The sequence below is a fragment of the Marinobacterium sp. YM272 genome, from assembly GCF_050908845.1.
GTDB lineage: Bacteria > Pseudomonadota > Gammaproteobacteria > Pseudomonadales > Balneatricaceae > Marinobacterium_D.
Map to the genome: position 1 here is coordinate 1,301,035 of NZ_CP194171.1, position 22,069 is coordinate 1,323,103.

General features: G+C 55.5%; 15 protein-coding genes. 14 read left to right on the plus strand and 1 reads right to left on the minus strand.

Going from position 1 to position 22,069, the window contains the following annotated elements:
• The first annotated feature begins 27 nt into the window (after positions 1–27).
• From ACQUQP_RS06040 to ACQUQP_RS06080, 9 genes are all read left to right on the plus strand, one after another.
• Complete coding sequence (locus ACQUQP_RS06040) at positions 28–1,449, plus strand: phosphomannomutase (protein ID WP_432697902.1); 1,422 nt, start codon at positions 28–30, stop codon at positions 1,447–1,449.
• 17 nt (positions 1,450–1,466) lie between these two features.
• On the plus strand, positions 1,467–2,633 hold the full coding sequence (locus tag ACQUQP_RS06045) for a nucleotide sugar dehydrogenase (RefSeq protein ID WP_432697903.1): 1,167 nt from the start codon (positions 1,467–1,469) through the stop codon (positions 2,631–2,633).
• 58 nt (positions 2,634–2,691) lie between these two features.
• Positions 2,692–5,742 (plus strand): glycosyltransferase, encoded by a 3,051-nt coding sequence (locus tag ACQUQP_RS06050; protein WP_432697904.1) that lies wholly within the window; start codon positions 2,692–2,694, stop codon positions 5,740–5,742.
• A gap of 15 nt (positions 5,743–5,757) precedes the next feature.
• Positions 5,758–7,194 (plus strand): alginate O-acetyltransferase AlgX-related protein, encoded by a 1,437-nt coding sequence (locus ACQUQP_RS06055; protein WP_432697905.1) that lies wholly within the window; start codon positions 5,758–5,760, stop codon positions 7,192–7,194.
• A 34-nt stretch (positions 7,195–7,228) separates the two neighbouring features.
• Positions 7,229–9,262: a glycosyltransferase family 2 protein gene (locus ACQUQP_RS06060; protein ID WP_432697906.1), complete on the plus strand. Its 2,034-nt coding sequence runs from the start codon at positions 7,229–7,231 to the stop codon at positions 9,260–9,262.
• A gap of 7 nt (positions 9,263–9,269) precedes the next feature.
• Positions 9,270–10,175, plus strand: coding sequence for a glycosyltransferase family 1 protein (locus ACQUQP_RS06065; protein WP_432697907.1), 906 nt, complete (start codon positions 9,270–9,272; stop codon positions 10,173–10,175).
• 205 nt (positions 10,176–10,380) lie between these two features.
• A complete protein-coding gene (pgm, locus tag ACQUQP_RS06070; RefSeq protein ID WP_432698683.1) occupies positions 10,381–11,946 on the plus strand; it encodes a phosphoglucomutase (alpha-D-glucose-1,6-bisphosphate-dependent) in 1,566 nt (521 codons plus the stop codon).
• Positions 11,947–12,032: 86 nt separating this feature from the next.
• Positions 12,033–13,082: a phytanoyl-CoA dioxygenase family protein gene (locus ACQUQP_RS06075; RefSeq protein ID WP_432697908.1), complete on the plus strand. Its 1,050-nt coding sequence runs from the start codon at positions 12,033–12,035 to the stop codon at positions 13,080–13,082.
• Positions 13,083–13,084: 2 nt separating this feature from the next.
• Positions 13,085–15,064 carry a capsular polysaccharide biosynthesis protein gene (locus ACQUQP_RS06080; RefSeq protein WP_432697909.1) on the plus strand — a complete coding sequence of 660 codons (1,980 nt, stop codon included), beginning with the start codon at positions 13,085–13,087 and terminating at the stop codon, positions 15,062–15,064.
• On the opposite strand, the gene ACQUQP_RS06085 is transcribed toward ACQUQP_RS06080, so the two are convergent.
• Positions 15,061–16,791 carry an SLC13 family permease gene (locus ACQUQP_RS06085; protein ID WP_432697910.1) on the minus strand — a complete coding sequence of 577 codons (1,731 nt, stop codon included), beginning with the start codon at positions 16,789–16,791 and terminating at the stop codon, positions 15,061–15,063. The genes ACQUQP_RS06080 and ACQUQP_RS06085 overlap by 4 nt on opposite strands.
• Before the next feature lie 134 nt (positions 16,792–16,925).
• Between ACQUQP_RS06085 and ACQUQP_RS06090 the strand changes: the two genes are divergently transcribed.
• The 5 genes from ACQUQP_RS06090 (at position 16,926) to ACQUQP_RS06110 (ending at position 21,968) form a co-directional block, all read left to right on the plus strand.
• Positions 16,926–17,702 carry a helix-turn-helix domain-containing protein gene (locus ACQUQP_RS06090; protein WP_432697911.1) on the plus strand — a complete coding sequence of 259 codons (777 nt, stop codon included), beginning with the start codon at positions 16,926–16,928 and terminating at the stop codon, positions 17,700–17,702.
• Positions 17,703–17,777: 75 nt separating this feature from the next.
• Positions 17,778–18,677 carry a sulfate adenylyltransferase subunit CysD gene (gene cysD, locus ACQUQP_RS06095; protein WP_432697912.1) on the plus strand — a complete coding sequence of 300 codons (900 nt, stop codon included), beginning with the start codon at positions 17,778–17,780 and terminating at the stop codon, positions 18,675–18,677.
• Entirely contained in the window at positions 18,677–20,587 is a 1,911-nt protein-coding gene (cysN, locus tag ACQUQP_RS06100; protein WP_432697913.1) for a sulfate adenylyltransferase subunit CysN, read from the plus strand. Before cysD ends, cysN begins: the two co-directional genes overlap by 1 nt.
• 75 nt (positions 20,588–20,662) lie before the next feature.
• Complete coding sequence (cysQ, locus tag ACQUQP_RS06105) at positions 20,663–21,442, plus strand: 3'(2'),5'-bisphosphate nucleotidase CysQ (protein WP_432697914.1); 780 nt, start codon at positions 20,663–20,665, stop codon at positions 21,440–21,442.
• A 328-nt stretch (positions 21,443–21,770) separates the two neighbouring features.
• Positions 21,771–21,968 (plus strand): hypothetical protein, encoded by a 198-nt coding sequence (locus ACQUQP_RS06110; protein ID WP_432697915.1) that lies wholly within the window; start codon positions 21,771–21,773, stop codon positions 21,966–21,968.
• The last annotated feature ends 101 nt before the right edge of the window (positions 21,969–22,069 follow it).

Sequence of the window (22,069 nt, forward strand, 5' to 3'; positions counted from 1 at the left end):
TTTGCCTCTCAGTGATTGGAGACTCTGATGTCTGATCGAGTAAATGCGATCATCGCCAAAAGCGGTATTAGCTTTGGTACCAGTGGTGCGCGTGGCCTGGTTGAACAGTTTACACCTGATGTATGCGCCGCATTCACAGCGGCCTTCCTGGCCGTGATGAAAGAAGACGCTGCGGTGTGTCGTGTCGCCATTGGCGTGGACCGTCGTCCCAGTAGTCCGGGTATGGCGGCAGCCTGCACCGCGGCGGCACAGGCGATGGGTATAGACGTCCTCGACTATGGTGTTCTACCCACGCCCGCACTCGCATTACAGGCGATGAAGGACGGAATACCAGCCATCATGGTTACGGGAAGTCATATCCCGTTTGATCGGAATGGAATCAAGTTTTACCGACCCGAGGGGGAAATCTCAAAGGTCGATGAGCAGGCGATTTTGGATGCGGCCCTGCCAACGCCAAAGATCGCAGAAATCAAACGGGTGGATACGAGCGACTTGGCAATAACTGGCTACCAGCAACGATATACCCAGTGGTTCACCGGGCGTCCGCTAGCGGGAGTGCGGATAGGCCTTTACCAACATTCCGCAGCCGGTCGGGATCTAAATCAACAGGTGTTGGCTGATCTCGGTGCCGAAGTGGTTGTTCTGGGCCGTAGCGAGGTGTTTGTTCCGGTAGATACAGAAGCGGTCAGCGATGAAGACCTTGCATTGGGGGTCAAGTGGTCATTCCAATATCAACTGGATGCAATATTAACGACGGATGGAGACGGTGACCGTCCGTTACTGGCAGACGAAAATGGCCACTGGCTGCGTGGAGATATTGTTGGCTTGCTCTGTGCCCGCGCATTGGGCGTGCAGGCACTGGCAATACCCGTTAGCTGCAATACGGCCATTGAACAGTCCGGTGCCTTTAGCAAGGTGGTACGAACCCGTATTGGTTCACCCTATGTGCTCGCAGAAATGCAAGAGTTGGCGACTGACTTCAAATGTGTCGCCGGTTTCGAGGCTAACGGCGGCTTTATGCTGGGTAGCATGATTACGGAAGGCGAGCGCCAGCTTGCCGCTTTGCCAACCCGGGATGCCTTGCTGCCGGCACTCACTATCCTAGTGGAGGCGGCAAAACAGAAGAAACCTTTATCCGAGATTGTGCGGCATTTGCCGGCCCGCTACACCGTCAGTGATCGCTTGAAGGATATTCCTGCCGCAAAAAGCCAGGCTTTACTGGCGGCTTGGTCCCAGGATCCCTCTGCCATGGTGCAGGCTCTCGGCCTTAGTCAGCCAATTGGAGCAGTAAACCTGACAGATGGACTGCGCGTGAGCTTGCTCGATGGAAATGTCGTGCACTTGCGGCCTTCGGGGAATGCGCCGGAATTGCGCTGTTATGCGGAAGCAGACAGTACAGCAAAGGCGCAGGCCTTAGTCACGAATACTTTGAACAAGATACCCCTGTAATTTCTGGATTTTATAGAATGAAGATCGCCATCGCCGGAACCGGCTACGTAGGCCTTTCTAACGCTATGCTTCTGGCTCAACACCACGAAGTCGTAGCCCTTGATATTGATGCTGAAAAAGTTCAGCTGCTGAATGACTACATCAGCCCTATTGAAGACTCTGAAATCAGTCAGTTTTTTGCAGAGAAAGTACTTAATTTCACTGCAACCCTAGACAAAGAGCAGGCCTATTCCAACGCCGATTTTGTCATCATCGCGACTCCTACTGATTACGATCCGGATACGAATTACTTCAATACCGGTTCAGTGGAATCAGTTATCCAGGATGTGATGGCGATCAGCCCGGACTCAGTCATGGTGGTTAAATCCACGGTGCCTGTGGGCTTTATCCGTGAAGCCAGTGAACGTTTTGGCACTCAAAATTTGATATTCTCACCAGAGTTCCTGCGTGAAGGCAGGGCGTTGTACGACAACCTCTATCCTTCGCGAATCATTGTAGGTGAGCGTTCCGAGCGGGCACAGCAGTTTGCCGATTTGTTGCTGGAGGGGGCCGTAAAACAAGATGTGCCGACGTTGTTTGTGGACAGCACTGAAGCTGAAGCGATCAAGCTGTTCTCGAATTCTTATCTGGCCATGCGCGTTGCATATTTCAATGAACTGGATACTTACGCAGAAACCCATGGCTTGAACTCCCGTCAGATTATCGAGGGGGTTGGTCTTGATCCGCGTATTGGGGGCCATTATAACAACCCCAGCTTCGGATACGGTGGCTATTGCCTTCCGAAAGATACCAAGCAACTGCTTGCTAACTACCAGGATGTGCCCAGCAACATTATTCAAGCCATTGTGGATGCAAACCGCACTCGCAAGGACTTTATAGCCGAATCAGTTCTAAGTCGTGACCCGAAAGTAGTTGGAATTTACCGGCTTATTATGAAGTCCGGGTCTGATAACTTCCGTGCTAGCGCAATGCAAGGCGTAATGAAACGTATTAAGGCCAAAGGCATTGAGGTGGTCGTGTACGAGCCGGTGCTTGAGCAAAGTGAGTTCTTCCATTCACGTGTAGTCAATGATCTGGAAGCGTTCAAGCAGGAAGCAGATCTCATCCTGGCTAATCGTGCAACAACAGAGTTGGCAGATGTAGCGGATAAGGTTTACACACGGGATTTGTTTGGTAATGACTGATAGGCTTTACTCAAAATCATTCGATGTTGTTGATTAACTAGACGGTTATTGAGTTCATTTGAAAGTCAAAGCCTATCGTATGAAGTCAGGCAGATCATTGAAACGTCTATTTAACCGTTTCTTGGGCAAGGCCTCTTTTGATTCTGCCGCCTCCCCCGAATGGTTCGATCGAGAGTGGTATCTACATCATTATCCTGATGTGGCTGCTGCCGAGATGGATCCTTGGGCACACTATTCGCGCTTTGGCCGGGCAGAGGGGCGTTTACCCGCACCGAACCGCGCGTTGGCGATGGGAGATGCCTTATGGAGGGGGGGGCATGATGTTATACAGCCACGTTTAGAAGCGCTTATAGCCGCCCCCGGTTCCACTGTTAATGAGCAACAACATGCACGTTGGGAGTTGGCGCGATGGTATGCATGGAAACAGGAGTGGTCGATTGTCGTCAGGCTCTTGATGCCTTTCAATGCACCCTTGGAATACCCGCAAAATAAAACAGGGTCTCTACTGCTTTTGGTAGAGGCATTGTGCCGTTTGATGATGACGCATGACGCGAGGCCATCCGAATGGGCGGCGCAGCTTCAAAGTGTAACTGACCTTCTCAATGAAGGCTGGCCGGAACAGACTGACACCTTACTTGCACATGCAAACGCAAAATTGGCTTTAGAAGGCGAAGGTGCCGACGCTGTTCGTCTGCAGCTAATGAATCAGCTGTTCGCCCGTCACTCGCTTGCTACTCTGGCATGGCGTAACCCATGTGCTCCGCTTGGTCTTGATAATTTGTTCCCCCGTCTAGCCCAATTTATAGGCCAACAGGATGGTGCTAACCTGTCGTCCTTGCCATTGGTCAGCGTGATCATCCCTGTCTATAACGCTGCCAATACACTACCAACTGTTTTACGTAGTTTGTACGGCCAGACCTGGCCCCGGTTGGAATTGCTGTTGGTAGATGATGCCAGCACTGATGAAAGTCTTGCCGTGATTGCGCGCCTGAGTTCTGAGTGCCCCGCGCATATTCATCAGAGGTTGCTTCAGCATGAAGTTAACAAGGGGGCTTATGCTGCACGCAATACTGCTCTGGCTGTGGCTGACGGCGATTTTATAACCGTGCATGACAGTGATGACTGGTCGCATCCGCAGAAGCTGGAGAGGCAGGCGAGCGCCTTAGTGGAACAGGCGTCACCCGTCGCTTGTTTGACCTGGTGGGTGAGAGTATCGGATGAACTGTTCTTTCATCGGTGGCGATTGGACGATCATGGTTGGGTCTACCCCAACATCTCGTCACTGATGTTTCGGCGCGAGGTTTTTGAGCAGCTTGGCTACTGGGACCAGGTGCGTGTTAATGCGGATACCGAGTATCGTGAACGTATCGAGATGGCGTTTGGAAACCAGGCGGTTGTAGAGGTGTTACCCGGTGTTCCACTTTCATTTGGCAGGGCAGATGAGGGTTCTCTGTCGCAACACTCAGCTACCCACCTGATTACTCAGTTTTCAGGCGCGCGTTACGCTTATATGAAGGCCGCTAAAGCCTGGCATGCACGCGCTCAATGCCCCGCTGACCTGTATTTATCCCAACACCCCTTAACACGGCCTTTCATTGCACCTCACTCGATTTTGCTTAGCGCTACATCTGACAGTACCTGCGATGTCAGCGAGTTTGAACTAAAGGATAGGGCCCGTGTAAGTGGCTGGTTTGATGCAGGCTGGTACTTGCAACGCTACATAGCGTTGCAGCAGGCGCTGATAGAACCTTTTGAACATTTTTGGGACAAGTCGGCTTCTCTGGGGTATGACCCGGGGCCGAACTTTTCGTCCTCGGGTTATCTGCGAATCTGCCCTGAAGCGGCCCAAAGCGAGAATCCTCTCTGGCACTATCTTCAATCGCCGAATCCAGCCAAGGCTTTGCCCGTGTGGCGGGGCAAGGTGCCGATTCCTGACAAACCGACCATCATGGTATGTGGACATCAGGCTGGCCCGCGGCTGTTTGGTGCGGAACGAAGTTTGATTGATGTTGTAGACGCCTATACACGGTTGGGGGCGAACGTGGTGGTAACGCTCCCGGAGGCTCTGAACCTGGCGTATGAGCAGGCAATGCTGAAACACTGCACGGCGCTTGCGGTGCTTCCCTATGGCTGGTGGCAGAAGGGGCGGCAACCGGTTGAGGCGACGGTGCAACACTTCTCCGAGCTGATAAAACGCTTCAATGTCTCTGCGGTGCATGCCAATACACTGGTGCTTGATGAACCCTTGCGTGCGGCCAGGCAGTGCAAGGTGCCCGCCATTATTCATGTGCGTGAGCTCCCGGCAGCGGATCAAGCGCTGTGTGAGACGCTTGGCTGCGATCCTGCAGGCATCATGGCGCATGCTGCAGACCTTGCCGACCTGTTGATCGCCAATTCCCGTTATACGCGACGTGAACTTGAGCAAAGCCTGCCGACTGAGTGCTCGCGGGATACTCCCGTGTGTGTCGTACCCAATACGGTTGAAATGGATTCTCTGTTGTCGATTCCCGAGTTGTCCGGCACATCTGCCGGCAGGGTGTTACGGGTCGGCATGCTCAGCAGTAACCTGCCGAAGAAAGGGCTTGCTGATGCCGAAGCGCTGGGAGAGTTGCTCGAAAAACAGAAAGTCCCGATCGAGCTGGTGCTGATTGGCCCTGAAACAGACGCCTTGCAAACGCTGCTCAAGCGTCAAGCGGACGGCCGTGCCCCGGCCAATATTACTTATCACGGTTATGTAAGCGACCCTGCTGAGGTATTGGCAGATTTGGATGCAGTCATTAATCTGTCGCGCTTTCAGGAGTCTTTTGGCCGTACTGTGCTGGAAGCGATGGCGGCTGCCCGACCTGTTGTTGCCTATGACTGGGGCGCACTGTCTGAGCTTGTGGTACCTGGCGAAACCGGTTACCTTGCCGCGCTGGGCGATGTTCAGGCTGTTGCCGGCTACTTGCGGAAATTGGCGTCGGCACCTGAATCCTGCGCTGTTCTGGGCCATGCCGGCCGTGAACGTGCATGGAGGGTTTTCGGACAAGACGCGCTGATGCATGCCTTGGGTAATGCATACCGGGCCGTTGATCTGGTCATGTATTCTAAGCTTAGCGATCTTCATTGAGAAAAAGTTGTACTCATGGACAAGGCCTGGTTGGCAGCGCAAAGTGAAAAGTCGTATCTGAAAGTCGCAGGCTGGATTCAGCGTGTCAGAGATGCCGTATCAGGCAATAGATCACCGCTACTGACCTGGTGTCTGGATTATCCTAGTCCTGATCACGCACCACGCTTTACGCATTCCGGGCGGGTAGTTCAGGGATGGGTTTTGCTCGATCCAGAAAAGGCCGATACGCTATCGCGAGTGCGCATCATCTGTCATCTGCAACCGGCCTTTGAGCTTTGCTGTCCACTGGAGTTGAAACGACTGGATGTGATTGAGCGCATTCTTCAGCAGCCTGCCGACGGTCATGAGCAGCTATCCTGCGGGTTTCGTTTTACGGTGCCGCCTGATCTGCATTCATTCAACCTGTCTTTTGAATTGGATGGTCAGCGTTGGCCATTACAGCGGATAGAGGTTGAGCCGGCAGTAGCGGAAAATACCCTGCTAAAAGTGATTAAGGGGCATAATGATTGGCTGTTCCTTGATAACGATACCAATTTCAGTATCGATCAGTTTACGGGGCGATTACAGCTAACAACTCGAGGGTTGAAAAGTTGGGAGGCGTACGTGGACGCCCTCAAAAATGGTTTCGGAGCGCAGCGCAGCCCTGCGGTCATGCTTGTGGCACCGACCAAGGAAAGCGTGATGGGGCATTATCATCCCATGACGGCAGCGGCAGTCTCCCCCCTGGATCCCGTGTTCGCGCTGTTTCCCCCCGGTCTGCTTCTGCACCCTGTAAGCGAGTTGCGAGATACACTGGGTGATGAGGCCTTTTTCAAAACCGACACGCACTGGACCCACCGAGGTGGTTCTCTGGCAGCTGCGCTGGTTGCCAGGAAATTGGGCTTGTCAGCAGAGCATCTAGACCGGCTGCTGGCGTCCGATCGTTACAGGGTGCGCAATCATGCCGGTGACCTGGGCAGCAAACTGGAACCCAGAATGGCTGCCCCGGCATCCTTCCTTACGTCATTTCATTACGGCAAATGGGTCGTTTACGACAATGGATTGCCAAACTTTGGCCGTGTGATTGTCATCCAGTATCCCGATGCCCTGGAAGAAGGGTGTTGTCTTGTTTTTGGCTCTTCATCCAGCTATTCCATGTTCAATTATCTCAGTCGTTTCTTTCGACAGCTGGTCTTTGTGCATACCGCAGGCAATTTGGACCCAAGCTTGATCGATGCCGTCGCACCGGATTATCTGATTGTCCAGACCAATGCGCGGTTTATGATTCGACCGCCGATTGCCGATTACAATCTGAAGAATACAATCATAGAAAAGCAGGATAGTCTGGATTGCACAGCTATTGAGCGGCAGGCGCAAATCCGCAAAGTTAGCGATCTGGAACTGGTGACCTCTCTTGGCCTTGAGCCCTGGCATGTGCCCGTGTCGGCTATCGATCACGAGGCGGCTGTGTGACACTCCCGTTGTTCTGCTTCAGAGTTATTCCTGAATGAATGCTTTTGCAATAGAGCCATATCGCACTGATCGTTGGTATCTGATCAGTGCAAGTCTGCCTACGGGATACAGCTACCTGTATGTTTGGGCTGTTATACGTTTCGGGACGCGCGAGTGCCGTATACCGCTGCCTGCGAGTCTAAAAGGGCGTGTATTTGAATTGATCCCGCGGCCCGCCGAAGCTCATGAGCTGGTCATTGAGGTTGAAAGTGAACAGGGGCCTCTGGCTATCGAAGCCATCGTCCCTCGGATTGTATCCACGCCTGTGGCCTGGTATTGGATGTGGCGGCGGGTACTCGGAGCATTGCCCGCGCTGGACAAACATAAAGCCAGGCGTTTGGGGATTGGCTGGCGCAGCGTGTCGTATGATCCGTTTAAGACCTACCGTCTGCTTGGATGTTTGCGCTACCACTTTCCGGCACCTGATTATGCCGAATGGCGCGCTCAATACTGGTCCTGCTCCGACGGGGTGGAGCAGCGGCTCTTCCGGTATTTGAGCCGCAGTGGTTTGGCGGACACCACTATTCCGGTGTTGCTGGACACCCGCAAAGTTGAGGGGCAGGCGCGAAAGAATGGGGACGAGGCGGCTTATCAGTGGCTCATCGAGTCACAGGAATCCGTCCGAGCCCAGATTGGTCTGGAGGCCCGTCTTCATGTGTTGTCCGAGGACGACGGGCTGGCTCGACTGGATAGCACCGGCGACTGGGTACTCGTGATGCAACCCGGACAACGGCTGGAACCCTGGGCGCTGGCGTGGCTGTTGAGTGAAGCCGAGCGTTTCCCTGAGGCAAGCCTGATCTATTCCGATCACGCGCTGCAACAACGGGGTGGAACTCCCGTTGCGCCTCGATTCAAGCCGGATTGGTCACTGGAGCTGCAGCGTACAAGTCATTATGTCGGCGACTGCCTGTTTGTTAAGACTTCAGTGCTGCAAACCATACTCGAACGTCTGGGGTATGTGCCCGGTGCCTACGAGTTGGCACTGGAAGTAGGTGCGCTGTCGATTGACAACCAGATTCGGCATATTCCGGCCGTACTCTGGCATCAGGACGAGGATGCGTGCACATCGCCGTGCCCGGAGCAGCTAGGGGCGCATTTGCAAAGGCATAAAATTGATGCGCGCGTCGTACAGGATGTCCGTGGGCAGCTGCGCCTTCGCTATGGAATGCCGGCCAATTCTCCGAAAATCAGCATCCTCATCCCCACTCGTGACATGCTGCATTTTCTGCAGCCTTGTGTGGACAGTATTCTGCAGAAAACCACCTGGTCCAATTATGAAGTGCTGATTCTGGATAACCAGAGCAGTTGCCCTGATACTCTGGCATATATGACGTCCGTGTCGGCTGACCCTCGTGTTCGAGTGCTGGCCTATGATCATCCGTTCAACTTCTCGGCGATCAATAACTTTGGGGTAGCGCACGCCACGGGTGATTTGGTCTGCATGCTAAACAATGATACGGAAGTGATCAGTCCTGACTGGCTGGATGAAATGGCCTCTCGCTTATTGCAGCCGGGTGTTGGTGCCGTGGGTGCCAGGCTGTACTTCAGTGATGGCCGCGTTCAACACGCCGGTGATGTGATCGGTCCCGGGGGCTGTGCCAACCACCTGCACGGCATCATAGAAGCGGACGACCCCGGATACATGAATCGTGCGGTGTTGCCTCAGGAGTTGTCAGCGGTGACGGCGGCCTGTCTCCTGACAACTCGTTGCTTGTACCAAAAGTTGGGCGGTCTGGATGAACATAACCTGACCGTCGCCTTCAACGATGTCGATTTCTGCTTGCGTATTCGCGAAGCGGGGTATCGCGTAATCTATACTCCTTATGCCGAACTTTACCATCATGAGTCGGTATCTCGTGGTAAGGATGATAACCCTGAAAAGAAGGCGAGGGCGAAGCGGGAAGTGCAATACATGCGTGAACGCTGGGCTGATGTGATCGAGCGAGACCCGTTCTACAACCCGAACCTCAACTATGCCAAGCCTGATTTCACACTGGGCAAGTATCCCCGTGTTGACTGGCCATGGTGATCTTGATTTGAGCTGGTTGATTGTTGAGCAGGGTCGAAACCCCAGTAGTGATTATTTTATTCGCCCCTGCCTGGCAGAGTTTGAGGTGCGAACGAGCCACTTGGCTTCTGTACCGGCCGAAGCGCCTGCTGCCGGAATGAACCTGATCTTTGTGCGCTACCTTACGCCCCAATGGCGACAATGGGTTGAAAAAAATTGCGCGTCTTTGGGGCGCCTGGTTTTTTTTATGGATGATGACCTCTTCGACTTGAGCGCCCACCAGGGACTCCCTCTGCGCTACCGCTGGAAGCTTTATCGCCTAGCCACACGCCATAAAGCCTGGTTGCGCAGGATGGATGCAGAGCTTTGGGTATCCACCCAGTGGTTGGCCGATAAATACGCTGATTGGCAACCGTGCGTCATGGAGCCGCAGTCACCCTATACTGATTGCCTGCCGCAAAAGACCTTTTTCTATCACGGCTCCGCCTCGCACATGCAGGAGATTCGTTGGCTGTTGCCGGTGGTAGAGGAGGTGTTGCAGCGGGACTCTTCCTTCAGTTTCGAGCTGATCGGTAATGCCGAAATTCGTAAACTGTTTTCGCATCTGCCTCGTGTTCATGTGCTGCAGCCGATGAGCTGGACAGCCTACAAGGCATTGGTGAGCCGGCCGGGACGTACCGTCGGCCTTGCACCACTGCTGTCAGGCTCGTTCAATCAGGCTCGTTCCGCCACCAAATTTCATGATATTACTCAGGCCGGTGCCGTCGGCATCTACGCCGACCATCCCGTGTATCGGTCGATTGTTCAGCACGAGCAGAATGGTTTGCTGCTGCCGATGGAGCCAAGTGCTTGGGTGGAGGCGATTTTAGATCTGGGTGACAATGCGGGTAGGCGTCAAAGTATGCTGACGCATGTCAGAAAGGGAATGTCTTAATAGCTGTTCATGACGCAATAGACTGCGAGTCAGGTCAATTCACCAGGGTAATAAACAGTACAAATGCTCTGGTCGCTGTTCTCGTGCTCTCTTTTCTACGAGGGCTGATGTTGCTCGATATATTTGACCATGAGTTAACCCCATGGGACGCTGGCAATACCCGTGTCCTGCTTAATCCAGTATAAAAGGTGTTGTTGTGCAACAGATTTCAGAGCTTATTTCCGCTTATACCCAGTCGAAACCCGATCCAAACAATTCCGGTGAGCGCGTAAGCTTTGGTACCTCCGGCCATCGAGGCTCAGCTCTGAAATCCACCTTTAACGAAGCTCACATTTTGGCGATCAGCCAGGCAACGGTGGATTACCGTCAGGAACAGGGTATCTCAGGCCCCTTGTTTCTCGGTATGGACACCCACGCACTGTCTCAACCGGCGTGTGAATCCGCACTGTCGGTACTGGTAGCCAATGGTGTGCGAGTGATGGTCGATGTGGCGGAGGGCTTTACGCCGACCCCGCTGGTGTCACGTGCCATCCTGGCTTGGAATGCAGATAGTCCGTCGGACCAGGCCGATGGTTTGATTATTACGCCTTCACACAATCCGCCGGAAGATGGCGGCATCAAGTACAACACTCCGGATGGTGGTCCGGCGGATGCTGGCGTCACCGGTTGGATTGAACAGCGTGCCAATGAGCTGCTGAAGTTGGGCCTCGCCGGTGTTAAGCGTGTTTCTGTGGATGAGGCACGGGATAAGGCCGAACCCTATGCGTTCGTCGCTGAGTATGTGTCAGCTTTGCCGTCCGTTATCGATATGGATGCCATTAAGGCCGCCGGCATTCACATTGGCGCTGATCCCATGGGTGGAACCTCTCTGGCAAGCTGGGATGCAATAGCGGAGAAGTTCGGTCTCGATATCGAGGTGGTTAACCGCGAGCAGTCGCCGGATTTCGGCTTTATGCCGCCGGACCATGATGGCAAGATCCGCATGGATTGCTCCAGCACTGCGGCCATGGCCAATCTGCTGCAGATACGTGAACGCTTTGATCTGGCGTTTGGTAATGATCCGGATGCCGATCGCCACGGCATTGTTGACGCCGGTGGTCTGATGAACCCCAACCACTATCTGGCGGTTTGCATTGATTACCTGCTCTCACATCGGCCGCAGTGGCCTGCAGATCTGGCTATCGGCAAGACCCTGGTGTCTTCCTCAATGATCGACCGGGTTGTCGCAGGTCAGCAGCGGGCCCTTTATGAAGTCCCGGTGGGCTTCAAGTGGTTTGTCCCGGGACTGCATGGCGGTAAACTCGCGTTCGGCGGTGAAGAGAGTGCCGGAGCCAGTTTCCTGACCCGCGATGGTAAGCCGTGGAGCACGGATAAGGACGGTATTATCCTTTGCTTGCTGGCGGCGGAGATCCTGGCGGTCACCGGTAAAACGCCGTCGCAGTATTATGCGGAATTGACCGGGCGTTATGGTGCGCCGGTCTATAAACGCATCGACAGTCCGGCCACTGCAGAGCAGAAGGCGAAGCTTAAGGCGCTGACCTCCGACGATGTTAAGGCTGATACGCTGGCCGGCGATCCGATTCTGGGCTGTTTCACCGAGGCACCGGGTAATGGCGCTGCGATTGGTGGACTCAAGGTAGTGACCGAGAACGGCTGGTTTGCCGCCCGCCCCAGCGGTACCGAGGACCTGTGCAAGGTCTATGCGGAAAGCTTTAAGGATGAAGCGCATCTCGAAGCTATCCTCAGCGAGGCGCAGCAGCTGGTCGGGTAACAGGTTCTTTGTAAGGCGTTCCGGGCTCTGTCTCCCAGGCCGGGCCTGGTGCGCAGTAGTCTTCGATTGGCTTCCTGGAGATATGGATGCAGCAAGCAAAGTCGGTCATTGGTCGCGTTTTGCGTTACCCGTACTGGTTTATCGAGCTTTTTACCTGGGCAAAAAGCTTCAAGCAAAACCCGATCATTGGCAATTACTGGCTCAATCGCTGCGGCCTGCATGTGGCGCGGGTTGTGGTGTCTCAGGGGCTGTTCCGTTTCCGTCTGATGCTGTTGGCGCCATTGGTGGCAAAAGAGGATCGGGAAGCTTTTCTGCGAGATGGCTATATCCTGAAACGGAATTTTCTCGAACGTGGGCACTTCCTGTGTTTGAAGGCTGAGGCTGAAAATTATCAGGGGCTAATCCGCGAGTTCGTCGAAGGCACTACGCTAACCCAGCGTGCTTTTCTGACCCAGGATAAGCGCGCCGAGCTACGGGAAATCAGTGCGTTTACCGATGGTCGACGTCTGGACCGGCTGATGCGCTGGTGCTCATCCAAGAACCGGCCACCTTTCTTTTTCATTGAGAACCTTTGCAACCACGCCAACGTGGCTCCTCAGCCCGACCCGCAAAGGGATTTTCATACCGATACTTTTCACCCCTGCGTAAAAGGCTGGCTGTTTCTCGATGCCGCCGATAATCGCAACGGTCCCCATGTCTATGTGCCTGGTTCTCACCGCCTCACCTGGAAGCGGTTGAAGTGGGAGTACCGCGAAAGCCTGGAAGCTTCCAAGCAGGGTGATAAACGCCAGCCCGGGCGCTATTGGGATGGTTCATTCCGGGCCACTGAGGCTGACCTGGCGGAAATGGGCCTTGAGGCGAAAGCCTTACACGTGCCGGAAAATACCTTGTTGATCGGAAACGTCTATGGATTTCATCGCCGAGGCGTTGCTGAGCAACCCAGCCGCCGCATGACGATCTGGATGCAGGCACGGGACAACCCCTTTAATCCGCTGTTTACCCCTTTCCCTCGCGCGACCGCCTGGCTGTTTGAAAAGGTCTGGCAGCGGGAACTGGAAAGCCAGGATCCCAAGAAAATTGCGGCAGGTACTCAGCGCAATCAGATAGGCTCCTTTGACAGGGATTGCGTTAACTGAGTATGCGCGTCGGCTATGTTGTAAAAGGGCTCGGCCAGACACCCTGGTTGGCTGAGCTGGTGGGGGCACCCTGCGTACGGATTTCTGCCCTGACGAGGTTTTTGAGGCTCACCCATGTAGCCGGTTGGGGGCTAAAGCCCAGTGCCGCTAAAGCCCGGGAGTATGCCGCAAGACTTGGTTTACCCTTCCTGTCACTTGAGGATGGTTTTCTGCGTTCACTGGGGCTGGGTGTTGATGGCGCGCCGCTGCATAGCCTTATCGTTGACCAACGGGGTATCTATTACGACGCCACCCGTCCTTCCGATCTTGAATCGCTCATATCTGAGCAGACTCTGGAGCCGGCTCAGCTGCAGCGGGCCCGCGATTGTATCGAGCTGCTCAAGAGCTATCGACTCTCCAAATATAACCATGCACCGGATCGGCAGCCTGCCGGATTGGAAGGCAAGGCCTCCCGCGTGCTGGTTGTGGATCAAACCGCAGGCGATGCCTCCATCGAATATGGCTTGGCCAGTGCCAGCTCTTTCAGTGAAATGCTTGATGCTGCCGTGGCTGAAAATCCGGATGCCGAGGTTCTCGTCAAGGTACACCCGGATGTGATCGCAGGTAAAAAGCAGGGACACCTGCTGGAGCAGGCCCGTGCTGCAGGCTGTCGTCTGATCGGGGAGGACCTGAACCCCTGGGCGTTGTTGGACCTTGTCGATCAGGTCTATGTGGTGACCAGTCAGTTCGGTTTTGAGGCGCTGCTGGCGGGCAAGAAGGTGCACTGCTTTGGTATGCCGTTCTATGCCGGGTGGGGGCTTACCTCTGATCGTCAGGTATCTAAGCGGCGGGGCGTTAGCCGCAGTCTTGAGTCGGTGTTTTACGCCGCCTATCTGCAGTACTGCCGCTATATCAACCCTTACACAGGGAAGCGCTGCGAGTTCGAAGATACGGTAGCGTTGATCGGCGATCAAAAACGGGCGAGGGATCGCTTTGCTGGTGACTGGGATGCGGTCGATTTTGCTGGCTGGAAGCGAGCATTTGTCGGACGCTTTCTCGGCCCACGTGCAAAGGTTGAGTGGAAACAGCTGGCGTCGGAGGTATCCGCACCCAAAGTGCTGGCCTGGGCTTCCAAGCTGGATGCGGATCTGATTGCCCGCTGCCAGAAGAGGGAGCAAGAACTCTGGCGTATGGAAGATGGCTTTGTCCGCTCCGTTGGCTTGGGAGTAGATCTGATCGATCCCTTGTCACTGGTGATGGATTCACGGGGAATCTACTACGATGCATCCTCTGCCAGTGACCTTGAACAGATGCTTGAGCATGACGAGTTCTCGCCGGATCTATTACGACGGGCAGAGGCGTTAAGACAGTGTCTCGTTGCCCTGAAACTGTCCAAGTACAACGTGGGCAAGCAGCAGCGATTGAATCTGCCGAAGGATCGCAAAATTGTGCTGGTGCCGGGGCAGGTTGAAACCGATGCCTCTATCCGCACCGGATCGCCCCGGATGCAGACCAACCTTGAACTGCTGCAGGCCGTCCGAGAGTGTTGTCCGGATGCCTATATCATCTATAAACCCCACCCGGATGTGCTAGAAGGTGCCCGCAAGGGAGAAGTGCCTGGACAGGAGTATTTCGATCTGGAAGTGCGGGATCTGGCGATGCCTGATCTGCTCGAGCAGGTAAATGAGGTTCATACCCTGACGTCTCTGACCGGGTTTGAAGCGTTGCTGCGAGATATCCCGGTTTATACCTGGGGGCTGCCGTTCTATGCCGGTTGGGGGCTAACAGAGGATCATATCGCCTGCCCGCGCCGCACCCGCAGACGGACTCTGGATGAACTGGTGGCGGCGACGCTTATCCGTTACCCGCTCTATGTTGACCCGGACAGCGGAGACCAGATCAACGCGGAAACCGCCGTCGATATCCTGCAAAGGCAGAGGCAGGAGAAGCGGAAAACAGCGCTCAGAACCCACGTTTGGCGCCGGATTCGCAAGCGGGTTTAAGCGTTAAACGGAAACACCAGCGGCGTAAGGATAAGCACCGCTGCGGTGTAAAGCAGACTTACCGGCAGGCCCGTTTTCAGATAGTCCGCTAAACGGTACCGGCCCGGTGAATAAACCATCAGGTGGGTCTGGTAACCGAATGGAATCAGGAAGCAGGCGCTGGCGCCGTAGGCCACAGCCATAATGAACGGCATGGGGTCGGCGTTGAACGCTTGGGCTGTGGATAAGGCGATCGGAAAGGCCAGCGCGGCGGCGGCGTTATTGGTGACCGTTTCCGTCAATATCAGCGTCAGCAGAAAAATGCCGACGAAAGCTGCGTATACACCATAGCCGTTGAATAACGCCTGCATACCTTCTGCGACCAGTCCCGCCGCGCCTGATGCGCTCATTCCCTTGGCGACGGTCAGTGCTGAGCCTATCACCAGAAACAGCTCGAACGGGAAGCGGCGGCGCATTTCGTTAACATTGAGCAGCCCTCCCAGCAGAAACAGACCCAGCAGACAGAGCAGCGCCTCGAAAAGGCTGATGATGCCCAGCGACGCGCCCAAAATCGCGGCTGCAAAACCGCCAAGCGCAGCGAGGCTTTGCTTCATGCTCAGGCGAGGGCGTTGCAGGGTGCCGCTGAGCAGATGAAAGTTGCGGTCCAGATTACGATGCTGACTAAAGTCGCCGCCTACGGCGAGTAAGAGGCTGTCACCCACACGCAGGGGGATGCGCCCCAGCTGCCCCTCAAGTCGACGCTCCCCGCGCCGGATCCCTACCACGCCCGCGTTGAACGTGGTGCGGAAGTCCATATCCTGCAGGGTTCGGTTGGCGAGCTCGGATTCATTTGAGATCACCACCTCCACCAGATTGCTGGCCAGCAGGTCGTCGGCGTCTTCCCCCATCAGTTTCAAGCCCTGAAAGCGTTGCAGCGCCTGTACCTTGTTCACCTCTCCGGTAAATATCAGCAGATCCCTGGCCTGGACGACCTCCTCAGGCGTCACCGGGCTGATCAGCCGGCCGTCGCGTTCGATTTCCAGCAGGAACAGGCCATCCAAGTTACGCATGGCGTTGGCTTCAATACTTTTCCCCACCAGCGGAGAATCCACCGCGACTTCGGTGGTCAGGAAGTAGGACTGGCGGCTATCCCGGCTTGTGGTGCTGTTGTTGGGCAGGCAGTGCGCGCTGAGCATCAGCGCGGCCAGGCAGACCAGCGCAACAGGTACGCCCACCAGGCTGAACTGGAACATGCTGAGTTCTGGTAGCCCCGCATCCACGGCGAAGGAGCTGACCACCAAGTTGGTGGAGGTGCCCACCAGCGTGGTAATGCCGCCCAGTATGGATGCGTAGGAGAGGGGGATCAGCAGTCGGGAAGCAGGGATGCGGGTCTGGCGGGACAGAGTACCTAGAAAGGACGCCACGATAGCGGTGTTGTTCAAAAAGGCTGAGAGCACGGCGCTGGTGGCCATCAGCTTGAGCAGCGCGGAAGACTGCCGCCCGGAGATGATTCGGTCGGAGATCTGGTCGAGCAGCGGAGAGCGCTCCAGTGTCAGCGAGATCAGCAGCAGGAGGATAAGGGTGGCCAGGGCCGGGTTGGCAAAGCTGCCGAGCAGTTCGGGCAGATCGACCAATCCGGTCAGCAGGTATCCGCAGGCAAGGGTCACAAACGCAGTGGCAGGCTGGACGCGGCCGCTTGCCAGCACCGCCAGCAGGCCAATAACCGATGCAAGAACTCCCCACTCCATTGCGCAACTCCCTGGGTATTGACCGTAAAAGGTTGAAATTTTATAGAAGGCTTTAATAAACTGTCCATGGTAATAACAGGTTTTTGATGTTTATTTCTTTTTAATTCTTTATAAAACAATAAATTAACGAGGTTTTGGCTATTAAGGATTTAGCGCCGAAGAATCTGGAGCAGGCCCGAATTCGGGCTGTTCAGCTTCGTATCTCAGGCTATACCCTGGCGGAAACCTCTGCTCAGACGGGGCTCTCCGTGCCCACGATAACCAAGGTTTTCAAGGCATTTGAAAACGGTGGCTGGGCGGCGATCAAACCGGCGCCTAGAGGGCGTAAGGCGGGAGAGGGTAGTGGTCTCTCTACAGAGCAGCAGCAACGGCTGCGCGAGCGACTCCTGGAACCGCCGGTAACGGGGCTCTGGGGCCGTGAAACAGTGGCGGCTGAAGTCGCGAGCCTGTTCGGCGTGCAGATCTCGGAGCGCGCGGTATCGCGATTGCTGCAGGAGTGGCATCTGGACTGTCCTGCGCTGAAGGTGCGTAAACCCAAGGGTGTGCGGAATCCTGCTGCCCGTTGGTACCGGCAGGAGTATGAGCCGTTGCTGGAGTGGGCGGAACTGCATCAGGCCAGCCTGCTGCTTGCCTACTGCCAGCCGGCGCGCCGTTCCCCGGATACCTTTCAGTTATACCTCCAGACCGCTCTTCGCAAGCAGCTCTGGCTGGAGACCTCGCACTGGCCGACCGAGAGCTGGTTGATCGACGTGTTGGAGCGGCTGCTGGCACAAAAGAAGGCGCCCCTGGCCCTGTGTCTCGCGGGACTGGACCTGTGGCGCGCCAGCCGGCTTCAGGCCTGGCTCGATCAACATGACACCCGGATCAATTTGATTGCAGTGCCTCCCGAGGTGGAGCTGCGCTCATCCTGACTTTAGATACTCACATTAGATAACTGATTTTAGATAACTGATTTTATATAACCACAGACTGGTTAAAGGAATTCTATGTCTCTTACACATTTGAAGCGCCTGGAAGCGGAAAGCATCCATATCATGCGCGAAGTGGTGGCAGAAGCGGAAAACCCGGTGATGCTTTACTCCATCGGCAAGGACAGCGCAGTGATGCTGCACCTGGCCATGAAGGCGTTCGCGCCCTCCAAGCCGCCGTTCCCGCTGCTGCACGTGGATACCCGCTGGAAATTCCGTGAAATGTACGAGTTTCGGGATCAGATAGCCAAAGATCTCGGCCTTGACCTGATCGTGCACGTCAATCCGGAAGGCGTTGAGAAAGACATCAACCCCTTTACCCACGGCTCTGCCCTGCACACCGACATCATGAAAACCGAAGGCCTGAAGCAGGCCCTTAACAAGTACGGTTTCGATGCGGCCTTTGGCGGTGCCCGTCGTGATGAAGAGAAGTCCCGCGCCAAGGAGCGTATCTTCTCTTTCCGCACTGCTCAGCATCGCTGGGATCCCAAGGGGCAGCGCCCCGAACTGTGGAAGCTGTACAACGCGCGCAAGCAGAAGGGTGAGAGCATGCGCGTATTCCCGCTGTCGAACTGGACCGAGCTGGATATCTGGCAGTACATCTATCTGGAAAATATCCCCATCGTTCCGCTGTACTACTCGGCAACCCGTCCGGTGGTTGAGCGTGATGGCACCCTGATCATGGTGGATGACGAGCGCATGCCGCTGAAAGAGGGTGAAGTGCCGATGATGCGCAAGGTGCGTTTCCGTACCCTGGGCTGCTACCCGCTGACCGGCGCCGTTGAATCCGAGGCGGATACCCTGCCGTCAATCATTCAGGAGATGCTCCTGACCAAAACCTCAGAACGCCAGGGCCGTGTGATCGACCACGATTCCGCCGCCTCCATGGAGAAGAAAAAGCAGGAGGGCTATTTCTGATGGCACACGTATCTGACCTGATTTCCAGCGACATCGAACAGTACCTGAAACAGCACGAGAACAAGGGCCTGCTGCGCTTTATCACCTGTGGCAGCGTGGACGACGGCAAGAGTACGCTGATCGGTCGTCTGCTGTTCGACTCCAAGATGCTGTTTGAAGATCAGCTTTCCGCGATCGAGTCTGACTCCAAAAAATACGGTACTCAGGGCGAAGATATCGACTTCGCGCTGCTGGTGGATGGCCTGGCCGCCGAACGTGAGCAGGGCATCACTATCGATGTTGCCTATCGCTTCTTCTCCACCGATCGTCGCAAGTTTATCGTTGCCGATACTCCGGGGCACGAGCAGTACACCCGTAACATGGTGACCGGCGCCTCTACCGCCGACGCAGCGATTCTGATGGTTGATGCGCGTAAGGGCATCCTGACCCAGACTCGACGCCACAGCTATCTGATGTCGCTGATCGGTATCCGCCACATCGTAGTGGCGATCAATAAAATGGACCTGATGAACTACTCCGAAGAGGTCTTCAACAGGATCCGTGACGAGTACAGTGAATTCGCCAAGCAGCTCGACCTGGATGAGATCACCTTTATCCCGATGTCGGCGCTCAAGGGCGACAACATCACCGCTCTGAGTGACAGCACTCCGTGGTACCACGGCACCACCCTGATGGGCTACCTGGAAACCGTTGAGGTGGATGATGACCGCCTGCAGCGTAATCCCTTCCGTATGCCTGTGCAGTGGGTTAACCGTCCCAACCTGGATTTTCGCGGCTTCTCCGGAACCCTGGCCAGCGGCGTGATTCGCCCGGGTGATGAGATTCGTGTTCAGCCCTCCGGCAAAACCAGCCGCGTGGCCAGCATCTATACCTATGACGGTGAGCTGGATGAGGCGGTTGCCGGCCAGTCCGTTACCCTTACACTGGCGGATGAGATCGATATCTCCCGTGGCGATGTGATCTCAACCACCGAGCAGCCGGCACAAACCGCCGAGCAGTTCGAAACCACTATCGTCTGGATGCACGATGAGCCGCTGCTGCCCGGTCGTCCCTACCTGCTGAAGGTCGGTACCCAGACCGTGACCGCCACCGTCACCGATATCAAGTACCAGGTGAACGTGAACACCTTGGAACATACGGCGGCCAAGAACCTGGCGCTGAACGGTATCGGTATCTGCAATATCAGCCTGGACCGGGCGATCGCCTTTGACCCCTACAAGGAGAACCAGGACACCGGTGGTTTCATCCTGGTCGACCGTATGAGTAACAACACGGTTGCCGCCGGCATGATCCATTTCTCTCTGCGTCGTAGCCAGAACATTCATATGCAGCATGTGGATGTGGACAAGGCCGCTCGTGCAGTTGCCAAAAACCAGAAGCCCAGTGTTCTCTGGCTGACTGGTCTTTCCGGCGCCGGCAAATCCACCATTGCCAACCTGGTGGAGAAAAAGCTTCATGCCATGGGTCACCACACCTACCTGTTGGATGGTGACAATGTCCGCCACGGCCTGAACAAGGACCTCGGCTTTACCGATGCCGACCGGGTGGAAAATATCCGTCGTGTGGCAGAGGTCGCCAAGCTGATGGCAGACGCCGGCCTTATCGTGATCACCGCCTTTATCTCTCCGTTCCGTTCCGAACGTGCCATGGCGCGCGGTATGGTTGAGGAGGGCGAATTCGTCGAGGTGTTCGTCAATACACCGCTGGAAGTGGCGGAAGACCGTGATCCGAAAGGTCTGTATAAAAAGGCGCGTCGCGGTGAACTTAAAAACTTCACCGGTATCGACTCCGCCTACGAGGCACCGGAAGCGGCCGAGGTCGTGCTGGATACCACCCGCTGCACGGCGGAAGAAGCGGCCGATCAGGTGATCCGTCAGCTGCAGGCACGGGGCATCGTTCCCACGCTCTAAGCTTTAACCTACCAAGGACAGGTGCCCGGCCCGGGTTTCAGGCAGGGCATTTGCCATGAATAGCAGGAATAGAAAATGACCGATATTTCACTGCCGGCGCTGATGGACCAGGTAGAGCAGATCGCCCTGAAAGCGGGCGAGGCGATCATGGCGATCTACAGCCGCGAATTCACCATCGAAGAGAAAGAGGACAAGTCGCCTCTGACCGAGGCAGACAAAGCGGCCAACAGCATCATTGTTGCAGGTCTTGAGGCGCTGCCGGTATCTATCCCGGTGTTGACCGAAGAGGCGGTAGAGGCGTTCCATGGCGCTGATGAAAATGGCCGCTACTGGTTGGTTGATCCGCTGGATGGCACCAAGGAGTTCATCAAGCGTAATGGCGAGTTCACCGTCAATATCGCTCTGATTGAGCAGGGCCGTCCGGTTCTGGGCGTAGTCTATGCGCCCGCTCTGGATGTCACCTACCTGGGTGCAGAAGGCGTAGGTGCCTTCAAAATTGAAGGTAAGAACGAACGTCAGCCTATCGAAGTGGCCGTGCATGCAGATGCTGCGTGGCGTGTTGTGGGCAGTCGCTCCCACGCCAGCCAGGATACGCTGGATTGGCTGAAGCCGCTGGGCGAGTATGAACTGGTGCCCATGGGCAGCTCGCTGAAGATCTGTCTGGTGGCTGAAGGTGCTGCCGATCTTTATCCGCGTCTTGGGCCGACCTGCCTTTGGGATACCGGTGCCGCGCATGCCGTTGTTAACGCGGCGGGCGGTGCTATCGAAACACCGGAAGGCGAGGTACTGGGTTACGCCAACACCGCTGAAACCCTGAACCCCTGGTTCGTTGTTTACGGCGGCAGCCGGCCGTAACGGTTCGCGGCCGACCTAAAAAAGGGGCTGGACTCTATCGGGTTCAGCCCCTTTTTTGTCGGTTTTGTAGGCGCCATGCCCCGTCGCGATCAACCGCCTTGGTTTAAAATAACCACCGTGCCAGCTTCAATCGGCACGGGGTTGTTATGCCCTCTGGATATGTGATTCCTGCAGCGACCTCCCTCCAGCGTGAGCTTTACGGCCGATCAACACAGGGCTGAACTATACTCAAACTGATCCAACGCACCGGAACGGGAGGTTGATCATGTTCAGAATAAAAACCGCCTGCGTCACGGCTCTACTGGCGGTAGCGCTTTCGGCTCCAGCTATGGCAAGCCATTGTCCGATGGACGCGAAGGCGATTGAAGCCGGTCTTGCGAACATGGAAGTCAGCGACGATACGCGCAGCCAGGTCATGGCACTCAAAGATGAGGGCATGGCCGCTCACAATGCGGGCAACCACAGTGAGGCAGAGCGCAAGCTGGCTGAGGCTATGCGGATGCTACTGAATGCCACGGCAATGTAAGACCAGTGTGGTGTAGCGTTATTGGGTTAATCGAAAACAAAGCCGCTTCCTTTAGGGGAGCGGTTTTTTCTTTTACGAGAGATTTTAAGGCCCCGCGAGGA